Source organism: Flammeovirga aprica JL-4, from assembly GCF_012844305.1.
GTDB classification, from domain to species: Bacteria; Bacteroidota; Bacteroidia; order Cytophagales; family Flammeovirgaceae; genus Flammeovirga; species Flammeovirga aprica.
Map to the genome: position 1 here is coordinate 1 of NZ_JABANE010000086.1, position 19,910 is coordinate 19,910.

17 protein-coding genes and 1 pseudogene are annotated in these 19,910 nt (G+C 35.1%); 4 read left to right on the top strand and 14 right to left on the bottom strand.

Annotation, left to right across the window (positions count from 1 at the left end; genetic code table 11):
- Positions 1 to 307: 307 nt before the first annotated feature.
- The 3 genes from HHU12_RS24225 to HHU12_RS24235 all read right to left on the bottom strand — a co-directional run bounded on the left by HHU12_RS24225 (position 308) and on the right by HHU12_RS24235 (position 2,857).
- Positions 308 to 1,165: a helix-turn-helix domain-containing protein gene (locus HHU12_RS24225; RefSeq protein ID WP_169659322.1), complete on the bottom strand. Its 858-nt coding sequence runs from the start codon at positions 1,163 to 1,165 to the stop codon at positions 308 to 310.
- A 9-nt stretch (positions 1,166 to 1,174) separates the two neighbouring features.
- A complete protein-coding gene (locus HHU12_RS24230) occupies positions 1,175 to 1,753 on the bottom strand; it encodes an SRPBCC family protein (protein ID WP_169659323.1) in 579 nt (192 codons plus the stop codon).
- A gap of 255 nt (positions 1,754 to 2,008) precedes the next feature.
- Positions 2,009 to 2,857 (bottom strand): helix-turn-helix domain-containing protein, encoded by an 849-nt coding sequence (locus HHU12_RS24235; RefSeq protein ID WP_169659324.1) that lies wholly within the window; start codon positions 2,855 to 2,857, stop codon positions 2,009 to 2,011.
- Between the two features lie 397 nt (positions 2,858 to 3,254).
- On the opposite strand from HHU12_RS24235, the gene HHU12_RS24240 reads away from it, so the two are divergent.
- Together HHU12_RS24240 and HHU12_RS24245 are read left to right on the top strand one after the other, a co-directional pair.
- Complete coding sequence (locus HHU12_RS24240; RefSeq protein ID WP_169659325.1) at positions 3,255 to 3,986, top strand: MlaE family ABC transporter permease; 732 nt, start codon at positions 3,255 to 3,257, stop codon at positions 3,984 to 3,986.
- A gap of 3 nt (positions 3,987 to 3,989) precedes the next feature.
- Entirely contained in the window at positions 3,990 to 4,739 is a 750-nt protein-coding gene (locus HHU12_RS24245) for an ABC transporter ATP-binding protein (RefSeq protein WP_169659326.1), read from the top strand.
- Positions 4,740 to 4,911: 172 nt separating this feature from the next.
- Here HHU12_RS24245 and HHU12_RS24250 read toward each other — a convergent pair whose 3' ends face one another.
- The 5 genes and pseudogenes from HHU12_RS24250 to HHU12_RS35940 form a co-directional block, all read right to left on the bottom strand.
- Positions 4,912 to 5,757, bottom strand: a complete 846-nt coding sequence (locus HHU12_RS24250; RefSeq protein ID WP_169659327.1) for a hypothetical protein — start codon at positions 5,755 to 5,757, stop codon at positions 4,912 to 4,914.
- A gap of 105 nt (positions 5,758 to 5,862) precedes the next feature.
- Positions 5,863 to 6,555: an endonuclease V gene (locus tag HHU12_RS24255; RefSeq protein ID WP_169659328.1), complete on the bottom strand. Its 693-nt coding sequence runs from the start codon at positions 6,553 to 6,555 to the stop codon at positions 5,863 to 5,865.
- A gap of 43 nt (positions 6,556 to 6,598) precedes the next feature.
- Positions 6,599 to 7,654, bottom strand: a complete 1,056-nt coding sequence (gene mltG, locus HHU12_RS24260) for an endolytic transglycosylase MltG (protein WP_169659329.1) — start codon at positions 7,652 to 7,654, stop codon at positions 6,599 to 6,601.
- Positions 7,655 to 7,699: 45 nt separating this feature from the next.
- Positions 7,700 to 8,950 carry a M16 family metallopeptidase gene (locus tag HHU12_RS24265; RefSeq protein WP_169659330.1) on the bottom strand — a complete coding sequence of 417 codons (1,251 nt, stop codon included), beginning with the start codon at positions 8,948 to 8,950 and terminating at the stop codon, positions 7,700 to 7,702.
- A gap of 336 nt (positions 8,951 to 9,286) precedes the next feature.
- Positions 9,287 to 9,454 (bottom strand): annotated as a pseudogene (locus HHU12_RS35940) (helix-turn-helix domain-containing protein); the annotation flags it as partial.
- A gap of 61 nt (positions 9,455 to 9,515) precedes the next feature.
- Here HHU12_RS35940 and HHU12_RS24275 point away from each other — a divergent pair.
- Both HHU12_RS24275 and HHU12_RS24280 read left to right on the top strand, forming a co-directional pair.
- Positions 9,516 to 9,692 (top strand): hypothetical protein, encoded by a 177-nt coding sequence (locus HHU12_RS24275; protein WP_169659331.1) that lies wholly within the window; start codon positions 9,516 to 9,518, stop codon positions 9,690 to 9,692.
- 90 nt (positions 9,693 to 9,782) lie between these two features.
- The gene (locus HHU12_RS24280; RefSeq protein ID WP_169659332.1) at positions 9,783 to 10,352 is read left to right on the top strand and encodes a hypothetical protein; all 570 of its coding nucleotides are present in this window, start codon (positions 9,783 to 9,785) and stop codon (positions 10,350 to 10,352) included.
- Positions 10,353 to 10,439: 87 nt separating this feature from the next.
- Here the strand turns inward: HHU12_RS24280 and HHU12_RS24285 are convergent, their stop codons facing one another.
- The 6 genes from HHU12_RS24285 to HHU12_RS24310 form a co-directional block, all read right to left on the bottom strand.
- Complete coding sequence (locus tag HHU12_RS24285; RefSeq protein WP_169659333.1) at positions 10,440 to 10,772, bottom strand: FtsB family cell division protein; 333 nt, start codon at positions 10,770 to 10,772, stop codon at positions 10,440 to 10,442.
- Between the two features lie 13 nt (positions 10,773 to 10,785).
- The gene (locus tag HHU12_RS24290; protein ID WP_169659334.1) at positions 10,786 to 12,630 is read right to left on the bottom strand and encodes a M1 family metallopeptidase; all 1,845 of its coding nucleotides are present in this window, start codon (positions 12,628 to 12,630) and stop codon (positions 10,786 to 10,788) included.
- 119 nt (positions 12,631 to 12,749) lie between these two features.
- Positions 12,750 to 14,081: a carboxypeptidase-like regulatory domain-containing protein gene (locus tag HHU12_RS24295; RefSeq protein ID WP_169659335.1), complete on the bottom strand. Its 1,332-nt coding sequence runs from the start codon at positions 14,079 to 14,081 to the stop codon at positions 12,750 to 12,752.
- Positions 14,082 to 14,216: 135 nt separating this feature from the next.
- Positions 14,217 to 15,923 carry a hypothetical protein gene (locus tag HHU12_RS24300; RefSeq protein ID WP_169659336.1) on the bottom strand — a complete coding sequence of 569 codons (1,707 nt, stop codon included), beginning with the start codon at positions 15,921 to 15,923 and terminating at the stop codon, positions 14,217 to 14,219.
- Positions 15,924 to 15,935: 12 nt separating this feature from the next.
- Positions 15,936 to 17,558, bottom strand: coding sequence for a glycoside hydrolase family 31 protein (locus HHU12_RS24305; protein WP_169659337.1), 1,623 nt, complete (start codon positions 17,556 to 17,558; stop codon positions 15,936 to 15,938).
- Positions 17,559 to 17,662: 104 nt separating this feature from the next.
- Positions 17,663 to 19,543 (bottom strand): alpha-galactosidase, encoded by a 1,881-nt coding sequence (locus HHU12_RS24310; RefSeq protein ID WP_169659338.1) that lies wholly within the window; start codon positions 19,541 to 19,543, stop codon positions 17,663 to 17,665.
- Positions 19,544 to 19,910 lie beyond the last annotated feature (367 nt).

The window sequence follows — 19,910 nt, forward strand, 5'->3', positions numbered from 1 at the left end:
TACAAAAAACAAAACCAAAATAAAATTTGGTTGAATTATGAAATAAATTTGCTTTTAAACACAGTTCGTCACTTGTGCTTACAATTGCTATAAGTCTGAAGACTTATAGCAAAGTCAAAACAGTCCTAAAAGTCTACAGACTTTTTTCAGATATAGGTCCAAGTCACGCTTTCAGCTTAAGACTTGAACCAGTTTCAGTTTTTATAAAAGACCCAGTATACACAAAAAACTTCCGCTCAAAAAACGAAAGTTTTTACTCTCACTAAATAAATGATCTGTACTCTTTTAACTGCTATTGCTTTCCCCTTTAACTAATTACAAACTGTTTCTTTTTCCTGAAACTCGAAGGTGATGCTCCATGATGCTGATGAAATACTTTCGAAAAATATCCCACATCATTAAAACCACAATCGTAGCAAATTTCAGTGATTCTGTGATCGGTATGGATTAACAAATCGGTTGCTTTCTCTATTCTTTTTTGATTTATATAATGTTTGGGAGTGGTATCGAATGACTGTTTGAATTTCCTTTTGAAAGTCGATAAACTTAACCCCGTCAGTACTGCAATATCTTCTATGGATAAATCTTCATACAAGTGACTGTGAATGACCTTTTTGAATTCAGTTTCTTCTGGCTGAAATAATGAACTTAATAAAGCCTTCACATTATTGCCTTCTTTAGCATTAGCGAGCAGTAAAATCAATTCTTTTACCTTCAGTTTTATCAACTCTTCATTGACCATTGCTGGATTATTAAAATAAAACAGAAGACTATCGATATAAGTTGTGATCATTTCATCCAATGGAATCTTCTCCACATTATGATTTACCTTTCTTGGATATTTCAACACTTCCGGCAATCCTTCATCATACACATATTTCAATGTATCAGGATAAAAGTGAATCAAAATCGCTTCATAAGGCTGTTCTTCCTGTGTTTCCACCCAATGATTGATATAGTTGCCACATTTCATCAAAAAACTATCTGAAGATGTGAAAGAATACTGTTCATTTGTGGCATAAAGCATTGCTTTTCCATGAAGAACATGTATAAAACAAGCCTCATTGTTCATGGTAGCATCCTTTTTCAATGGAGGGTTAAAACTCGCCTTTTCAAAAACCGGTTTCCCATTTAATTTGAAATGATCATAACTTAATAAACTCATAAAGGCTTCTTATTTGGTTTCGTACTGCTCTTTGATCGCCTCAAAATTTTCAGCATTAATCTCCTCGCCAGTAGTTACATAATGCTCTACTGCCAGCATATAATTGCTCAACTGTTTTTTGAACTTTCCTTTTACCAAACCACCCATAAATGCAGGTTTTGTTCTGTAATTGAATTCAAAAAGTAACTTACTTGTATTTTCATCGATCGGCACTACTTTATAAGTGGCATAAGAATATTCTGGTACTAAAGGAATGCCTTGTGTTGTAGTGATTTGGACTTTGAATGAATAATTTTCAGGATCATAATCTACCTGAGTTTCCTTCACATATTTAGAACCATCGGTATTCAAATTACAAACTCTTTCCGCTCCTTCACAACCTTGATGTTGATCATTAGTATAACTAGAACTAACGACAAGAGGGTGTGATTTATGAATATCTCCGAACTCTTCACCAACTACTTTCCAAACTGCTGAAGCTGGTGCTTCCATAGTTCTTTCTACCGTAATAAATTGAGTTTTCTTTTGAGCAAAAAGACTTGCTGAAAGCAGTAAAAAAGTGAATATAAAATAGACTGTAGTTTTCATAGTGTAATGTGTTTAAAAGTAATTTTTTTTGAGTACTAGGACAGAAGAAAAGAGATAATTTTAGGTTAAGATTTTTTATTCTAATCAAGGCAGATTTGCAGAGCATAGCCTTAGTTACGCGATAAAAATCTAACGAAGAGTAGGATAAAAAAGATAAGATAAAAAGTACCTTTACTTTTGTCCTAGTACTAACATTACAAATATGGCGGATCTACAATCGGATCATTTTGACAAAAAGTTCAATGATTTGGAAAATTAGACCAATGTCTTTTTATAGTCTGATGGGGATACTTGATAGGTAGATTTAAAAAGTTTTGAGAAATAGCCTATATCATTAAAACCACAATCATAGGCAATTTCAGAAATACGTTGGTCTGTAGTTTGTAATAAACTGATGGCTTTTTCCAATCGCTTTGATTTGATGTATTGGGTGGGGCTAGTATCAAAAACGGCTTTAAATTTTCTTTTGAAAGTCGATAAACTTAAGCCTGTGAAGAATGCTAGATCTTGCAAACTCAAATCCTCATAAAGGTGGGCGTGAATTACTTCTTTGAAATCGTAAGCATTGGCTTTAAAAAGAGCACTGAACATCGTTTTGATGGCTCCTGACTGATCTGAGTTCAACATCACTTGTATCAACTCTCTTACTTTCAACTTCACCATTTCATCATTCATCAAAGAGGGGTTTTGAAAGTAAAACTCCAAACTGCTGATATAATTCATCAACATTTCATTCGTCTCTATTTTAGTCACAGGCCCATGTGGTTTTCCATCAGAAGACTTGAATACATCAGGAATATTATCATCATAAATATGTTTCAATACATCTGGATAAAAGTGCATGACCATCACTTCACTTTTTTCATCTCCTTCATTTTTCTCCCATACGTTGACAAAATTATCACACTTCATCAGAAAACAATCTGAAGTGGCTAAAGAGAGGGTATCATTAGGTACATATAAATTGGATTTCCCTTTTATGATAAATACAAAACGAGCTTCATCTACAAAAGAAGAATTAGCTTTGAAAGGCGTTTCGAAAACTGCTTTTCCAAAAATAGGTTTTTCCAAAAGAGTGAAATGTGTGAGATCAAAAGAAGCCATGTATAAATAAAAGATTTACCCGATTATGTATTATTCAAAAAGTTGCTGAAAGTTCATCAAAAAGATGAAGTATTTATATTTTAAGAGCATGTTTGAAACATCTATTTTAGTAAAAATCCACCCTTTCAGAACGTGAGTTTATTAATTTCATCAACTATAGAACCACTATTTTCTCTGAAATTAATTTCCTCACAACCTAAAATGGAAAATTTTCACTTCTTAAAATATATATTCCAAACATGCTCTAAGTAATTAATTTTTATGAAAATGAACAAATAAACTGAAATTGCTCTTTAGTTCACGCTAAAAAAATATGTAATGACAAGAAGATCTTTATCTTTGTAGGGTTGAAATCAAATGTAAGATTTCCCATTTTTTTAGAAATAAGACTAATCACATGAGACGCTTAGGCGAATATATTCTCTTTTTGAAAAAGATGTTCTCGAATAGAGAGCCGGTTACCACTTACGTTCGTTTATTTTTTCAAGAGTGTATCAATATAGGTATCAATTCCCTTTTTTTAGTGGGTTTCGTATCGCTTTTTGTGGGTGCTGTAATTGCCCTTCAAATGGCTTATAATATTGTTAGTCCATTACTACCAAAATACATTATCGGATTGGCAACAAGAGAAATGATGATTTTGGAAATGGCTCCTACATTATCAGCTATTGTTTTTGCAGGTAAAGTAGGTTCTCAGATTGCGGGTGGTATTGGTACCATGCGTATTACTGAACAAATTGACGCATTGGAAGTGATGGGTATTAATTCCGCTTCCTACCTTGTGTTACCTAAAATCCTTGCAGGAATGACAATGTTGCCATTGTTGGCTATTCTATCAGGTGCACTAGGTATTTGGGGTGGTTACCTTGCTACTATTTTCGGTAATCTGTCTCCAACTGAAGATTATATCTATGGTATTCAAAATACATTCGTTCCTTTTGAAGTACCATTCGCTATTATCAAAGCTTTTGTTTTCGGTTTTATTGTAACTTCAATTGCCGCTTTCAAAGGGTACAATGTAAAAGGAGGAGCTTTAGAAGTTGGTAAAGCAAGTACAGATGCCGTTACCGCTTCATGTATTGCCATTCTTGCCGCAGACTTTATTCTAGCAGACACTTTACTTTCGTAGACAATGATTGAGATTAAAAATGTAGGAAAATCTTTCCAAGGGAAGGAAGTACTGATGGATATTAGTACCACTTTTGAGAAAGGGAAAACAAATATGATCATCGGTGCCTCAGGTACTGGTAAAAGTGTTTTACTGAAAACTATTGTTGGTCTTTTCTCTCCTGATAAAGGAGCAGTGTTATATGACGGTAGAGATTTCCATAAGTCAACAGTAAAAGAACAGAAAATTATTCGTGGTGAGATCGGTATGCTTTTCCAAGGTAGTGCACTTTTTGACTCTCTTACGGTAGCTGAAAATGTTCGCTTCCCTTTGAATATCCACTCTGATTTGTCAGAAAGTGAGAAAGATGATAAAGTGAATTTCTACTTAAAAAGAGTAGGTTTGGAAAATGCTGCTCATAAAATGCCTTCTGAAATTAGTGGTGGTATGCAAAAAAGGGTGGGTATTGCTAGAGCAATTGTAATGAACTCTCAATACTTATTCTGTGATGAACCCAACTCTGGTCTTGATCCTCAAACAGCATGGATGATTGACCAATTGATCCACGAAATCACTCAGGAATATAACCTTACTACTGTGGTTGTATCGCATGATATGAACTCTGTAATGGAAATTGGTGAGTACATTATGTTTATGTATCAAGGATTGAAAATATGGGAAGGTACTAAAGATGAAATTCTAGATGCTGAACCAAAAGAGCTTCAGGATTTCTTATTCTCAAACAAATTAGTGAGAACCTTTAAAGGAATTTAATTGAGGGAAGAATTAAGAATGAAGAGTTTAAGTTAGAACGACTCAGAGCTTTTCATTTAAACATTAATCTTTTCCTTATAAAATATAAAACGAGCATCAAGATTGATTTTTCTTGATGCTCGTTTTTTTACCTCCATCGTTTTTTCGTAGTAGGCTACGCTTTTATGGGGAATTACATCTTCACGGATTTCTTACTTTCTGCTTCAACACCAAAGGATTCTAACAACAGGTCATTCATTGCATCACTGTTCATTACTTTATTGATTTTACCTTCTACATCTCTTGGTTCCAAATCATCACCATACCATTTCACCGCAATTTTTGCTCGCTTGCCTTCTAAATATTTTTTACCTTCCACCATGTCTCTTCTTTTAATGGGCTTCAATAATTGATACGGAAAACCATAGGTATATTCTTCATAAACATAGGTCTGCTTTTCTGAAATCGAAGCTTCTGTGGCAGGCTTAAAACGTCCTGGAGTGGCTGAATCTCTTGTATTTCTTGACATTCTAACGGCTATATGAACACTGTCTACTCCTCTGATGGGTACATTATGAATAGTAATTCGCTCATATTTTTCTACCCTTTTATTTGTAGTATAGGAAGACATAAACAATGAAATACTAAATAGCAGTGTCAATATTTTGGCTCCAATAATTAAGGCTTTACTGTGTTTTTCATGATTCTGTAATACTACCTGCTCCACTTGAAAACCATCCATATTAATTTTCTGAACGGCCAATTTTTTATCGGGTATCGAGTAAGGTAATAGAAAAGAAAGCACTACCATGAATAGTAATGTGAAATAGAATGGCTCTTTAAATCCTATTGTTTGATTGAAGGTCACTTCCAAAGTACCATTTAAAAGTAACGCAAAGCCCACAATCAGGAGGGTATACACCGCTGATAAGATAAATGGGCGATACTTGAAAGGTATATTAGAAACTGTCTTATGGACTAAATTGGCTTTTCCATTTTCAGTATTTTCATATTTAGTGTTAGTCGTGACTTTAAACATAATTCAAACTTTCTTTCGGGTTTATTTGATTTAATATCAAACAAATATACGAAAACACGTCCCAAAAGATTATGAATTATCGTTAATTGTCTTTAATGACCTTTCTCAAGTAATCAATTCAAAATCACCACTTTCACCTTTTGATGCTCTTCTCACCGCCTGATCTGCTCTGCGTACTGGTTCGAAGATTCTGTACTCTCCATGGTACTTTTTGATAATATGAATGGTGTTTTCAATACTAATAAGATGGCCAGGACTAATAAAAATTGGTTTCACTCCTGTATTACTTCTTAAAGCAACTCCAACCACTTCATCTTCTAAAAGCATAGGTGATATACTTCCTTTTTGTGTACCGAGTTCCCTTTCATATTTAATCAAAGGTTTTTTAGCACAGCCAATAGTCGGTATGTTCAACTTCAAACCAAGCCAACTTGCTATTCCAAATCTTCTTGGGTGAGCAATACCGTGTCCATCAACAATAACTAATGCAGGTTTCAGTTTTAATTCTAAGGCTAGTTGCTCCAAGCACTCTACCAATAATGGTCCTTCATAATACGCGAAATAACCAGAAGTATAAGGCGTAGTAGGTAATGGGTGAATGGTAACGAAAGTGTTGACCCACTCCCCTGTTTTACCTCTCATGATATCACAAGACACAAAGGCACAATCATCTGTATAAGCAACATCCATTGTACATACTGCATCTTCCAGTCCTAATTCTAATCGAGGAGTATCATCAGAAGGAATAATGATTTTTTTAGCTAACTCCTCCTGTTCTTTGTCTTTTATTGTATCCATAGAATAAAAAAGACGTTGCAATACCATTACAACGTCTCATTCATTATTTATAAACTCTTTTTTTGTTTAAAGCATTTTGATAGATTCTTGCATATCTATTGTGCTCTGTCAATGTCTTTGAGAAGTGGTGGTATCCTGAAAAATCAGCATCTGCCACCATATACATGTATTTGTGCTTCTCTGCATTCAATACAGCATTAATTGCCATTGTAGAAGGGATTCTGATTGGTCCCGGAGGCAAACCAGCATACTTGTAAGTATTATAAGGAGAATCTACTTCAAGGTGCTTGTTCAACACTCTTTTCACATCCGTAAATTCTTTTACCATTCCCACTTCTACTGCCGCATATACTACAGTAGGATCTGATTGTAATGCCCAGTTTCTGTTTAAACGGTTTACATACAAACCAGCTACTTTTGGCATTTCATCTGCCTTTATAGTCTCAGATTCCACAATTGAAGCTAATGTTGACACTTGATAAGGTGTTAATCCAATCGCTTCTGCTTTTGATGTACGGTCTGCATTCCAAAAACGGTCGTACTCTTTCTTCAGTCTTCTCATTAATTGTTTTGGAGAAACTGTCCAGTATACTTCATAAGTATTCGGTAAGAAAAGTGCTTTGACGGTCATTGAATCCAATCCTAACTCTTTCAATAATTCAGCATCTGTTGCCGCATCATAGAACTGCTCCGGCGTCATTTCCAAACGAGGAGTGATTCGCTCTGCCACATCTTGAATTGTTCTGGCATTATTGAAAGTGATTTTGATAGGCGTCTGTGCACCCGATCTCAAGAATCGTACGGCCTCCAAGTTGGTCATATCAGGTTGTAATACATACAAACCGGGCTTTACGTTCTCATTATATTTTAAGGCTTTACTTACAAAACGGAAAGGTACTAGTTCTGAAAGGATATCGTACTTCATTAAAGTATCCGATACATTTTCGATCGTTGCACCATGTGGAATTCTGATTACTGCAGGTTCCTTGTCTACTTGTATGTTAGCCGTATAAAAAACTTGATAGATATATACTAATATCGAAATTGTAAAGACTGAAAAGCCTACAAATAAAAAAATACGTAAATTACTTTTTACCATTATCTTCTAATTTTTGCCTTCCTCTACTCCTTATTTTAAAGGGGCTTAGGCTTGGCTTTTTAATTTAGGATGGTAAATTAAAGTACTCATCCTTTCTTCTGCAAACATTTCATTGGCAACTTCAAGTAAATCTTCAGCACTGATTGCCTTGATTTGCTGGAAGACTTCCTCAATCGTTTCAAACTTCTCCTTGTCTAACAGTGCCTTACCCATCCCTAACATAATGGACAAGTTACTTTCGCCCGACATGGCAATTTGACCCATGATTTGTTGTTTCACACTTCTGAGTTGCTGCACTCCTAATTTTTTTTCTCTGAGTTTCGATAATTCACCATGCACCAACTTCAAGCATTTATTCAAACTCTTGTCTTCTGTGGCGAAATAAATGCTGAACTGACCAGAATCTAAATAGGAAGTAGACCCTGCCGAAATATCATATACATAACCATACTTTTCTCTGATACCCAAATTCAATCTTGAGTTCATTGCCGGGCCACCCAAAAGATTGGTCAGCAAGAAAAAAGTTAATCGTTTAGGGTGATGCATTTCAAACGCATCTGAACCAATCATTACATGTGCTGAATTGATCGGTTTGTATTTTTCTATAAACTGAGGTTTGTATCCAGTGAAAATTTCTCTTTTGCGATCTTTCTTCGCTTCCTTCACACCTCCGAAATACTTCTCTACTAATTTCACCACTTTTTCAAAAGGTAAATTAGAAATAGAAGAAATCACGACTTGATGTGTATCAACATTCTGTTCTAAGAAATCAAAGAAGTCTTTCTGCTGAAAGCTATTCACGCTGTCCACCGTACCTAAGATGTTTCTTCCAAGTGGGTGGTTCGGGAAAATGATTTCATCAAATTCATCACCAATCGCATCCGTTGGATCATCTTTGTACATCGACATTTCTTCCAAAATAACCGAGCGTTCCTTCTCTATTTCCTTTTCAGGGAAATTAGAATTGAACGTCAAATCTGAAAGAATATCTACTGACTTTTCAAAATGCTCAACTAATGTGGAGGTATAAAAAGTAATCTTTTCCTTAGAAGTATAGGCATTCAGTTCCCCTCCTACAGAATCAATGCTATTAAGGATATGATACGTTTTTCTCTTGTTCGTACCCTTAAATGCCATATGTTCCCAGAAGTGAGCAATGCCTTGCTGTTCTAGCGTTTCGTCCCTGCTACCTACATTCAAAACAACACCGCAGTGTGCTAGTTTAGTTGTTTTTACTTGTCTGTGTATTAGTCGCATTCCGTTCGCTAAACGGTGAATCTGATAATTTTTATCCATTGACTATTTGTTTCCCACAAAATTGATCCTCATTTCCTCACAAAAATGAGCCTGCAAATTTACTGATTATCATCCACTCTTTTAGCTAATGTCCCTAAAAAATGAAGCTGTCAAATGGATTTATTAATAAAAAGCGATAAAATGACGCGTTTCATATTAGGAAACACCATTAGAGTATATAAAAACTATACTATTCAATACTCACCCTCAAGTGCATAAACACCTACAAACCAATAGAGTATAAACGAAATATACCGAAAAACCACAAAATTAAAAATTGCGGTTATCCGGTATATTTAAACCATAAATAACTGATAACAAGATACTTAATAAACATCAAGCATACACTTGTTTATTTTTATCTCTTAATTCTGAAGGTGCATGACCATAATGTTTCTTGAATACCTTACTCATATGAGCGATATGACTGAAGTTTAAATCAAATGCGATCTCTGTCAGACTTTTATCGCTGTAGGTAATTTGTCTATATGCTTCTTCTACTTTTTGTTGATTATAATTTACAAAGAAAGACCATCAATCCTTAATACTATGGTAGATATTGTAAGTGATTTACTCCCCTTATGATTCAAGGGTGGCCGTCAATAAAATATCAGGAAACATTTTGAAGGCCAATGTGACTTATCGTACAAAGGATAAACATTGGTTTTTGCAGGCGGGTAGAAACTTTATGAAAGTGGGAACAGTGGAGCAAAGTTATAACCCCAATGATGTCTATACTTAATCTATTATTGGCAATAAGCTAGACATTTTTAAAACGGGTGTTACCGCACAATACAATACCACAAGCGGACAGCAATTCGGCTTACAAGTTGTGAATGCGACAGAAGATTCTTTAGGAAATCAACTCAACTTGCAATACAACGTTTATTGGTATGGCTTTATCAAAAAAGATCAAATCAAAACCTATGTCAGTTATACTTTTATCAACGATAGATCTGCTTTATCTTCTAATACCCCTTATGCCATTAATATGGGTATTCAATGGAAATATGGACAATGGGTGATTGATACTGACTTTGCCTACACGAGAAATATGCCCAATTTCCAAGACAATGCCATCTATAAATCAGTACCTGTAAAAGTGATGTATAACGGCCAGAAATTTAAACCTTATATCAAATACATTTATGATCAAATTGATAGAATAGGTGATATAAATGATGAAGGATTAATGGAAAATACCAATACTCACACTGTGCAATTGGCCTTACAATATTATCCAATTCCCAATAAAAATCTGAGGTTTCATATCGTAGGAAGTTACTCTTCTGATGGAAATTTCATCAACCTCAACCCTTCGCATGGAGATGAAAATTATTATAATAAAATGATGTTGATGGCCGGTGTGAGAGTAGGATTTGATATTTTAAAAGGGTGGTAACGGGGACATTTTTTCCTTTTCATGCTTTAAAAAAAAGACCTCTTTCTGCAATCACAAAAAGAGGTCAATGTATATTACTAATAGTTCTTATTCTTCTTTCGAAAGGTCTTTTATCACGTAGACATCTTCACCTTTTTTATGGAAAAGATATTTCTCCCTGGAGAACTTTTCCAACTCTTGATTGTTGGTATGCAACTCCCTCATTTTTTCTTGAAGGTCAACAATCTCCTTTGCATAAAATGCTTCCTGACTTTTTAATTCAAATTCCTTCTCCTTCTGGTTTCTTCTTCTGATGAAGTTGTCGCTGTCAAAGAACAACATCCATACTAAGAACAATGTGCCAACTAGGACATAAAAATTTTTAAAATAATTAAGCCAATGCGGATATTTTGTTGAATTAAGTTGCTTATTCTCTCTCATCACCTAAAAAATTCTATAGACCTGCTCCTTTTTCTACAAGGTAAGATACTTCAAGAATATTATTGCTTCTATCAATATCTGCTACTTTGCCTGAAGGGTCGATTTCAACTTTTTTCAATTTAGCATCTTTTGTTGGAATAGCAATAGTGTAAGTCGGATGCGTCCATGGCCAATCTGACAATTGCACCCATTTTCCTTCAATCTCCGACTTTTTAGCACCACGCATCAAACGTAGAGGCATATAGTAAGTGGTTTCATCACCATTGGCCAACGTCACTTTCACTTCTGTAGGCATTGGCATTTTACCAATTCTCTCAATCGTCACATACGTTGTATCTCCTTCTGTGAAAGTGTTTTTCACACCGTAATCAATGGTTTTGATGGAGTTGACAAAATACTGTTTGTACCATTGCAACTGAAGTCCCGACTCTTTTTCCATGATGCGCATGAAGTCGTTTACATTAGGATGCTTGAATTTCCACTCTTCATAATAGCGTTTGAATGCTCTGTCAAATGTTTCCTGCCCCATAATGTAACTTAGCTGATGCAAGAAAACGGCACCTTTTGAATAAGATGCGATAGAGTAAGCTGCATTCTTCTCAAAGTGATCAGCATGAGTACTTAAAGGTTCTTCAATTCCTCTTTTGATCACATAAAAATAAGAATTATATGAACCGCCGTGAGCGTCTTGCTTACCGTTTACATGTGCTTCAATTTCGTTCCCGATATAAGAGTTAAACCCTTCATCCATCCAAGCGTAAAGGCTTTCATTCGTTGCCAATACAAATTGGAACCAGCTATGCAACATTTCGTGAACTGTTACACCCACCAAACTATTTAAGCTTCTTTTACCTGTAATCAACGTCAACATGCCGTATTCCATACCGCCGTCGCCACCTTGAACTACACTGTATACTTTGTAAGGATATTTCCCTACTCTGTTGTTTGTATATAAAATAGCCTGTTCTAAATAAGCCGGTAGTTTGTTCCAAACATCATCAATGCCCTGGTCTTTCTTCCAGAAGAAATGAAGTTCAGGACCATCTTGCATAGGTACAATTTTGTGCTGGAAATCAGGATCTGCCGCAAATGTAAAATCATGTACATTTGGAGCTACGAAATGCCAAGTCAGTTTACCGTTTTTAGGCTGTCCTTTCTTGATTCCTTCATAACCATGACCTACTTCTTTAGCATTTTGAAGATAACCTGTTGCCGCTACTACATACTTTTCATCCAAAGTAAGTTTCACATCAAAATCACCCCAAATACCGTAGAATTCTCTACCCACATAAGGGTCTGGATGCCAGCCTTCGTAATCATACTCCGCCAACTTAGGGAACCATTGTGCCATAGAGTAAGCTACACCTTCTTTGTTGTCTCTACCTGTTCTTCTGATTTGAATAGGCACTTGAGCATCAAACTCCATAGCAAATACTGTTTTGGATTGAGGAAGAATAGGTTTATTCAACTCCACTTCCAAAATAGTTCCCACTGTTTGATACTTCAGTGGTTTGCCATTTTGTTTTAAGGATGTTACTTTTTGATATCCGATCTCATTCGGCTGCAATTTTGAAATTCTATCTTTTACTCTACCGTCAGGATCTTCAATTGTTCTCGAACGTACGTCCATCATACTTCCAGGTTGGAAAGCATTAAGGTATAAATGATAGTATACTTTATGGAGAGTATCGGGAGAGTTATTGTAATACTCCAATCGCTGTGTCCCGCCGAACTTGTGTGTTTTCACGTCAAGTTCAATATCCATTTCGTAATCTGCTTTTTGTTGCCACCTATCAGATTGTGCAAATGTACCCAAAGCAAAAAGGCACATTGACAACATTAGAAAATACGTTTTCATTAAAAAGATCCTCACTGTTTGTTCTATACTGTGTCTACTATGATCTCGCAAATTACAAAAGAATTATTTTGAAAGTAGACTTTCGTCATAAAAATAAGAACCGTATATCTGAAGAAAAGTTAATTTAATTGTTGTACATCTTTCCGAACTTCCTCAGAGGCAGGAATTAAAGGGTAACTGCTCCAAAATGGATCATCAAAAGCATCACTCAACTCTACTAATGAGTCCTCTTTTTTCAAACGGTCGTCTTCCGCTATTTCCTGTATTTCTTGTGTTGTTACATCCGTAATAAAGAAATCCGCCTGTATACCAATGTCTGCTACTATATTAATTTTCTCTTTGGGGTATTTCACTTTTAAGAAAAACGAGAAATCACCGTGTTTAAATTTAGGATACCATTTATTGTCTACAAACTGATAAGATTCACTTCCTTTGATATGATTGATATGAAAATTAAAAGATAAGCCTCCAAAAAACTTCAATGCACCAATCATCAGCCCTTTTCCAATACCTCTGATAGGAATAATGTATTTTAAGTAAGATTTTGGCACATTATAATCCACATGACAGAACGCCTTGGTCTCTTCATCCAAAATGATAGTTCCCTCAAACATTCCTAAGTCCATTTTCCATCGTGGTTCATAATCAATCACCATAGCAGAACGCCCTTGGTAAGTGGTCATTCTCACAAACTCAAAAGAATAATAATCCATCGTTTTGTCATTCAAAAACATCACAAACCTTGATGTCATTTCCTCATCACCGCCAAAAAGGTCACCATTGTCTTTCACCAAATCCGATTCCAGCATTTCATGCGCCATACCTGTCATATCCATGTCCATATCCATAGAATCGTCATCAAAAGAGAAGCTTTCCCATGCAGTAGAATCGGTCACACTTCTCGCTTTCACTAATTCCAGCTGATTTTTCTTTTTCTCTTCCTGAATTCCCTGAAGGTAAATATCCATCGCCGCTTCAACATAGCTCGCCGTACTCTCATTCAGTAAAGTTCTGTTTCTATAAAAACCATGAACTTTTGCCGGTTCTAATGCGTAGTTTTCTGGTATTTTACGAAGTGCTTCCCTTAGAATTTCTCTCATATCTTTAGGAGTAATCACCACTTCATCCAGTTCGGTCACAAAAGATTTAAGTGTGATTTTATTTTTCTTCTTAGTGGAAAGATTTGAAATATTGACCCTCACCATTTCAAAACCCGTAGCTGAAATTTGTAATTGCTGTTCTGCATACCTTTCGGAAATACTGATAGAAAAAGCCCCTTCCAGATTGGAGAAAGTTCCTTTGGAAGAATTAGAAATCAGAATGTGAGCATAAGGAATAGAATTTCCATCATTATCCACTACAATTCCTTTGATTTCTTTGGATGATTGAGCATATACCGACCCTGTTATACTTAACAATAGAAGTATAGAGAGGAGTAATTTTGAATTCATAGTTTTTGTAAGTTTTCTTGAATTAATATTTGACACTATAGTAAAGTAAACAAATAAGGGAGGCATTAGCAATACCTCCCTTCAATTTAATAAATCACACAAACACTATGTTATTCAATCTAACATGTCAAGTTTTTATATTTTTACCACTCTTACCATCGATACTACTATTTTCCCGTCATTATTTCCTGCTTCAATAGTAAAATCAAATTCATGATCCATGCTGTTCTTTTTGAGCTCTGAAACCATAAATGTGGCTGTCTTTAATTTTCCGTCACCTGTTAACTGCTGTTTCTTTTGCTGATTTCCTTCATTGTATTTTAAAAGCATTTCACCTTTTTCCTTATCAAAATAAGTTACTTTTATAGCTAATTTGTCTTTATTCCAACGATCATCAATATCAAACCCTATTTTTTGACCTTCCCTAGCAATGTAATCATAGTACTTGTCTTTCTGCATCATCCACATTTTAATAGAATGATCTATTTTCAATGTTGGCGTCGTTTCATAACCTTCTGCATCTCTTTGATAAAGCCATCTTTCCATATTCTTCAACTCAATTCCCTCTTTTTGCTCTTTCTCTGAAATACTTCGGCCTTTATAATCATGAGATTGATAATACTTACTATCGATATAAGTTGTATTTAAGAAAGTCCAAACATCAGGAGTATCATCGACCGTTCTTGCTAGTTCCAAAGACAAGAATGGAAGCATTTCGGGAATCAAATGACCTGTGGTATGAATATAGGTGCATCGCATTTGTAATGCTCTCAGTGTACTTATAAAGTATCTGTAAGGGTATGGGTTTGTTGTTTTTCCAAATCTATAATTACGCTTTGGTGTTGCCCAGTCTGCTTCATACTCCTCATTTACTTCACCATTGAAAGTTTTATTGATCAGAATAGGTGATGATTCATCTACACTTAAGTAACCATTTCCATCTAAATATTGTCCTAAATCATAGTTAGGAATATTGTAATAGTACATTTCAACGAAACCCCTCCTTACACCAAAACCTTTTTTAAATCCATACTCACATGGCCCTCCCATGAAAACTTTGTGTTCCTGACCTACAAAAGCAGCGTGCCAAGCATCCAACCTTTCTCTTACATGAGGAACAGTATCATTGGCTGCACTATTTTTTTCACCATAAGGCCCTATTCCTTCATCTCCAAAAGCTGGGGATGCATAACCCACATAAGCTGCTTTTACTAAATCTGGAATTTCAGTTCTTCTAAGTTCATTTATAAGTTTTAAATAATGACTATGAAAAACGGGGTTTGAAGGATCATAATTAAGGTTATGTTTAGGGGTTTTAGGAGGAAGAAGGTTCACTCCTTTTGCTTCTAACCATAAGGGAGCATCACCTCTTTTAAGTGCTTTATCATCATTGCCTCTTGATTTTGAATGGCATAAAATCCTGAGCAGAACGTCCGTTTTAGCTTTGTTGGCTTGTTTAATTCGATCTATGATTGGCTCAAAGTTATACTCTCCTTCTACTTTTTCAATATCTCTCCATTTTACCCAAAGTATTCCTACTGAATTACTTTCAAACTTGAGCTTTAACTTTTTGAAATCTTTATATAAACCTATATTTCTCTGCAAACCAACTAATGAATTGGGAGCAGGTTTTATATCTTCTGGCAATGACCAATCCCAGCCTTCAATTACGCCATCTTCAGCCACCCAAGGCTGAGCAGTGACCTTTGATAAATCTTCTATTTCAAGATAATTATAAGACGGCCAATAAGGGTAAGTTCCTTCAGGCAACAACTTGGGGTTTCCTGCACTCATCAGACCAATGATAAGTACGAAACTAAATATATATTTTTTGTAATTCATTTTCCTAACCTTTTATCTTTTCTTAAAATAAGGCAATACATGAAGTGGGGCATCAACAACTATTGTTTTCCCCCCTTTATAAACTTTACCATCTACATCTTCCCATTTTCCTTTTGGTAAAACTACTTCTCTTTCACGAGCCCCTTTCTCCAATACCGGTGCCACAATAATATTATTTCCTAAGACAAATTGATCTTTTATTGTTTCATAATTTCCGGTTGGAAATGCTAAAGCCATTGGTTTTACAATAGGTTCTCCCGTTTGAGAAGCTTCTTTGGCCAGATTTACAAAATGAGCTCCCATACTTTCATGCAATAAAGCAGCTTGCTTACATAATGCTGCATTTTCTGCAGACAACACTCTCCAAGGTGAAACTGAAAACTGCATCATAGGCATTAAAGCATGTACTTGAGCAGAACGAACTACCAATTCCTGATCTATTTCATCTAACTTTAAAAATGATGTATACTGTCCACCTCCAATCATATCAGGACAAGTATAAGCGTACCCCATTACACTTTGAGCCATCTGATCTCCCAATAATTTTTTAAGGTCTTCCCAATGGTGATTTTTATCTCTAAGGCGTTGTGCCAATGGCAAGCCAGCCATTTTCCAAGAGGCTCTATATTCATTTAAAGGATATTCCAATCCAATTTTTGCGAAATATGTCGTATGATCATTGGGTGTACTTTCTATTTTAGATATCACTCCATCTTTATAAAAGCGGGCGTCTCCAGCATCAAATTTAAAACCATCAACTCCATAATCTTTCACCAAAAGATCTAGTTGATCTTGAAACCACTTTTGAGTATCCGGATTACTCAGGTCTAAACAGGCACTGAAACCATTCCACCACCTTACAGCGACAACTTTATTCGTAGTATTGGCCCACAATATGTTTTGTTGCTTTTCAGGATCTAATAACAATTTTCCTTCTTCTGCTAATTTCCTAAACATCTGTGAATCTGGACTTACAAAAGGGCACACCCAAAGCATCACTTGAAAACCCATAGCATGAAGTTTTTGGACCATCCCTTTTGGGTCCTTGAATCGTTTGGATGAAAATTGCCACACACCATAATCTTCCTGCCAATTATCGTCTATCATCAGTACTCCCGGAGGGTAACCATTATCAATAATTGATTGGGCATACTTTAATATATCTTCTTCTGTTTGTTCATACATCAACTCTATCCAAGTATTATACTGCGGATGAGTAAACATGATTTCTGCAGGAATTTCTCCATTAGATGGAAAGTATTTTTTTGAAACAAATTCATAAACAGATTTTAATGTTTCTCCAGACTTTCCTGTTTCAATTTCCCCTTCTCTAACCGTTACTGTGAGTAAACCTTTATTGAATACATATTTAATAGGTGATTCACTCCACACATAACGTCCTTTACTAGACAATAGAAGAGGCTGTGCTTGATTACCTTTATTATCTCCCCACAAATCCCATTCAAATACTGTTGTTTGGTCATACGGCATAGTATGCCCTAGCGAACTCAATCCTCCCCACCAATATTCTCCTTCATCGATGTTAAGTTTTACTTCTTTTTTGCTTTGTGCTTTCACCAAAGAAAAACCAAAACATAAAATCAGCAATACAATTTTTTTTTGTATCAGTCTCATAACATAAGTAATATTTTCAATTCTAATAATTAGAGGAAGTGATAGGATTAAAAGGCTACATCCATAAGAAGTAGCCTTTTATTTTCTAAACGCAGTGTACTTTGCTATATAACTTCTTTCGCAGAATGTTTTAAATTCTTGATAAGACCAAAAATGTCTTCTTTTTTATCCAAAGCTATAATCAGGCAATCTTTGCCTTTAATAGGCACATCTAACTTACCATTTTCGATAGAAACATCATTATCTCCATAGTAGGCTTGTCCGTTTTTAGAAGTAAAACCGTCTATAGTATATTTTTGTGCTTTTTTACCCCAATTGAAAATAGAAACATAAGTCTTCTTATTGTCTTCAGATAACACAATGTGAGGTGAATCTTGATTAGAAGTATAGTGTTCCCAAGAGTCCAATGCTATAATTTTATCCATTCTAGGGAAATCAAACATCTGAGGGAGTAGTGCTTTCTTATCTTTTCCAAGGATACCGACTTTATCACTATCCAACCTTGTATTACCAAATAATGCAGAGAACTTAGACCAAATAATAGTTTCAGCTTTAGATAATGAGGAGTGTTTATGAGGGTCTACTGTTATTGTTTCATCTTCTTCAGAACTCTCTCTTAAAATGATATAATCTGCATCAGTATTCATTACATTACCATGTAAATATGAATTACCTAAGTTGGCTGCTGCTCTTCTTGGAACTGCTGAGTATCTTGGAAAAATATCTCCTCCTGTTCTCAAGCCATCAATATGACCGAAAGTCGGGCCAAATACTGCTGAACATCCGAGGAAATAATTTTCTTCACCAATGGCTTCACGAATGGCTGAAACACCTAATTGGAAACGTTCTGCCGGTGTTGTACCTTTTACAAAAGGAATACCTGGCTCCAAACCGAAACGCATAAAGTCTACTTTGAAATATTTCACTTTCCACTCCTCACGCATGTTTTTCACCATTTTCTGGATATAAAGACGTGCTTCAGGATTAGAATAATCAAAGAAAGTACAGCTTAGAGTATCGCCATTACCTCTGATAGAGGTATGTACTTTATATTCTCCATCAAAATCTTTTAGGAAATACTCAGGATGCTCTTTGAATACTTGTGCTCTTGTATCACCTCTGAACCCATCAAAATGAAGACCTACACTGTATCCATTATCCGTAATATTATCCACTACTTCTTTCATATCATAACCTGCTTTTGTTTGGTCATAATCACCTCTTTGAGGCCACCATCCACCATCAAGTTGAATAAGATTGGAAGAAGTATTCAAAGCATTTAATGCTTGTATATTATCATCAACATCTTTTGCAGTAAAATCTCTTACATAGTAATCCCAAGTAGCCCATCCTTTGAAGATAACATCGTTTTTCAATGCTCTTTTACCGTTCTCTTTATAGATCAACTTTCCATATTGATCTAAAAGTGAAGACCAGTTATCCCCTTTTAATACAACAATTTTCTCGAAATCAACTTCTTTATTATCTCCAACGAGTTTTCCGTCACCTTCTGCCGTTACATGTATACTATCATTTTCAATAGTGAATGTTGGTAAGAAAACATTCCAAGTCAACAAGCCAGCTAAAGTATACTGTTCTTTTTCTTTTACAATTACAAAATTCTTTGAATAGTAGTCGATCTTTTTGTTATTTGAAAAAACACGAGTAGGTTGCCTTCCCATATCAGTACATCCCATCATGATTTGAGCATCTTTAGAAATCGTATATCCGATATCTAATTTAAACCCAATATTTTTTACTTCTTGCTCTTTTCCTGAGTGGTTTGCAATATCTACTTCTATTAGCTTTTTAGCACCGCCTTCTTGAATTTTCACCTCAGTTGTAAATGGTTTATTTACAGTTAAAGCATCTACACCTGTCACTTTTTGTGGTGAATTAACAGGGCCATTACACCCAACAATGAAACTTGTTCCAGCAAAAGCTAATACTGATATCAAGTGTTTATATTTGCGTAGTCTTTTCATCTTTCTTTTCAATCATACTTAAGAGTTAAAAAAAATTATTTCGTTTTGATACTCAAAAGTAGCTTGACTAAAAAAAACAGAAGCCTCAATTATCGGCCAAATTTGTAATAAATCGACCTTTTAAGAGATACTCTAAGGCATTGAGCGATTTCTATACAGGGGTAATAATTGTTCAAAAAAAATATTAACACACTGTATATTAAAACTTTACTCACATAACATTTACTTCAAAAACTTATTAAAACACTCTTAGTGTTTAAGTTATAATATAAGTAAGCAAACCAGCTTTTATGTACTAGAAAATAATATCAAAAAATCCATTTTAATGAAAATTCTGAACTAACCAACAATCATTTTAATAGACGTC

What these genes read in the sequence shown, in the direction of transcription:
- HHU12_RS24300 (WP_169659336.1), bottom strand. Translation starts at nt 15,923, where the DNA reads ATGAATTACAAAAAATATATATTTAGTTTCGTACTTATCATTGGTCTG.
- HHU12_RS24295 (WP_169659335.1), bottom strand. Translation starts at nt 14,081, where the DNA reads ATGAATTCAAAATTACTCCTCTCTATACTTCTATTGTTAAGTATAACA.
- HHU12_RS24225 (WP_169659322.1), bottom strand. Translation starts at nt 1,165, where the DNA reads ATGAGTTTATTAAGTTATGATCATTTCAAATTAAATGGGAAACCGGTT.
- HHU12_RS24290 (WP_169659334.1), bottom strand. Translation starts at nt 12,630, where the DNA reads ATGAAAACGTATTTTCTAATGTTGTCAATGTGCCTTTTTGCTTTGGGT.
- HHU12_RS24240 (WP_169659325.1), top strand. Translation starts at nt 3,255, where the DNA reads ATGAGACGCTTAGGCGAATATATTCTCTTTTTGAAAAAGATGTTCTCG.
- HHU12_RS24255 (WP_169659328.1), bottom strand. Translation starts at nt 6,555, where the DNA reads ATGGATACAATAAAAGACAAAGAACAGGAGGAGTTAGCTAAAAAAATC.
- HHU12_RS24265 (WP_169659330.1), bottom strand. Translation starts at nt 8,950, where the DNA reads ATGGATAAAAATTATCAGATTCACCGTTTAGCGAACGGAATGCGACTA.
- HHU12_RS24230 (WP_169659323.1), bottom strand. Translation starts at nt 1,753, where the DNA reads ATGAAAACTACAGTCTATTTTATATTCACTTTTTTACTGCTTTCAGCA.
- HHU12_RS24305 (WP_169659337.1), bottom strand. Translation starts at nt 17,558, where the DNA reads ATGAGACTGATACAAAAAAAAATTGTATTGCTGATTTTATGTTTTGGT.
- mltG (WP_169659329.1), bottom strand. Translation starts at nt 7,654, where the DNA reads ATGGTAAAAAGTAATTTACGTATTTTTTTATTTGTAGGCTTTTCAGTC.
- HHU12_RS24245 (WP_169659326.1), top strand. Translation starts at nt 3,990, where the DNA reads ATGATTGAGATTAAAAATGTAGGAAAATCTTTCCAAGGGAAGGAAGTA.
- HHU12_RS24285 (WP_169659333.1), bottom strand. Translation starts at nt 10,772, where the DNA reads ATGAGAGAGAATAAGCAACTTAATTCAACAAAATATCCGCATTGGCTT.
- HHU12_RS24235 (WP_169659324.1), bottom strand. Translation starts at nt 2,857, where the DNA reads ATGGCTTCTTTTGATCTCACACATTTCACTCTTTTGGAAAAACCTATT.
- HHU12_RS24310 (WP_169659338.1), bottom strand. Translation starts at nt 19,543, where the DNA reads ATGAAAAGACTACGCAAATATAAACACTTGATATCAGTATTAGCTTTT.
- HHU12_RS24250 (WP_169659327.1), bottom strand. Translation starts at nt 5,757, where the DNA reads ATGTTTAAAGTCACGACTAACACTAAATATGAAAATACTGAAAATGGA.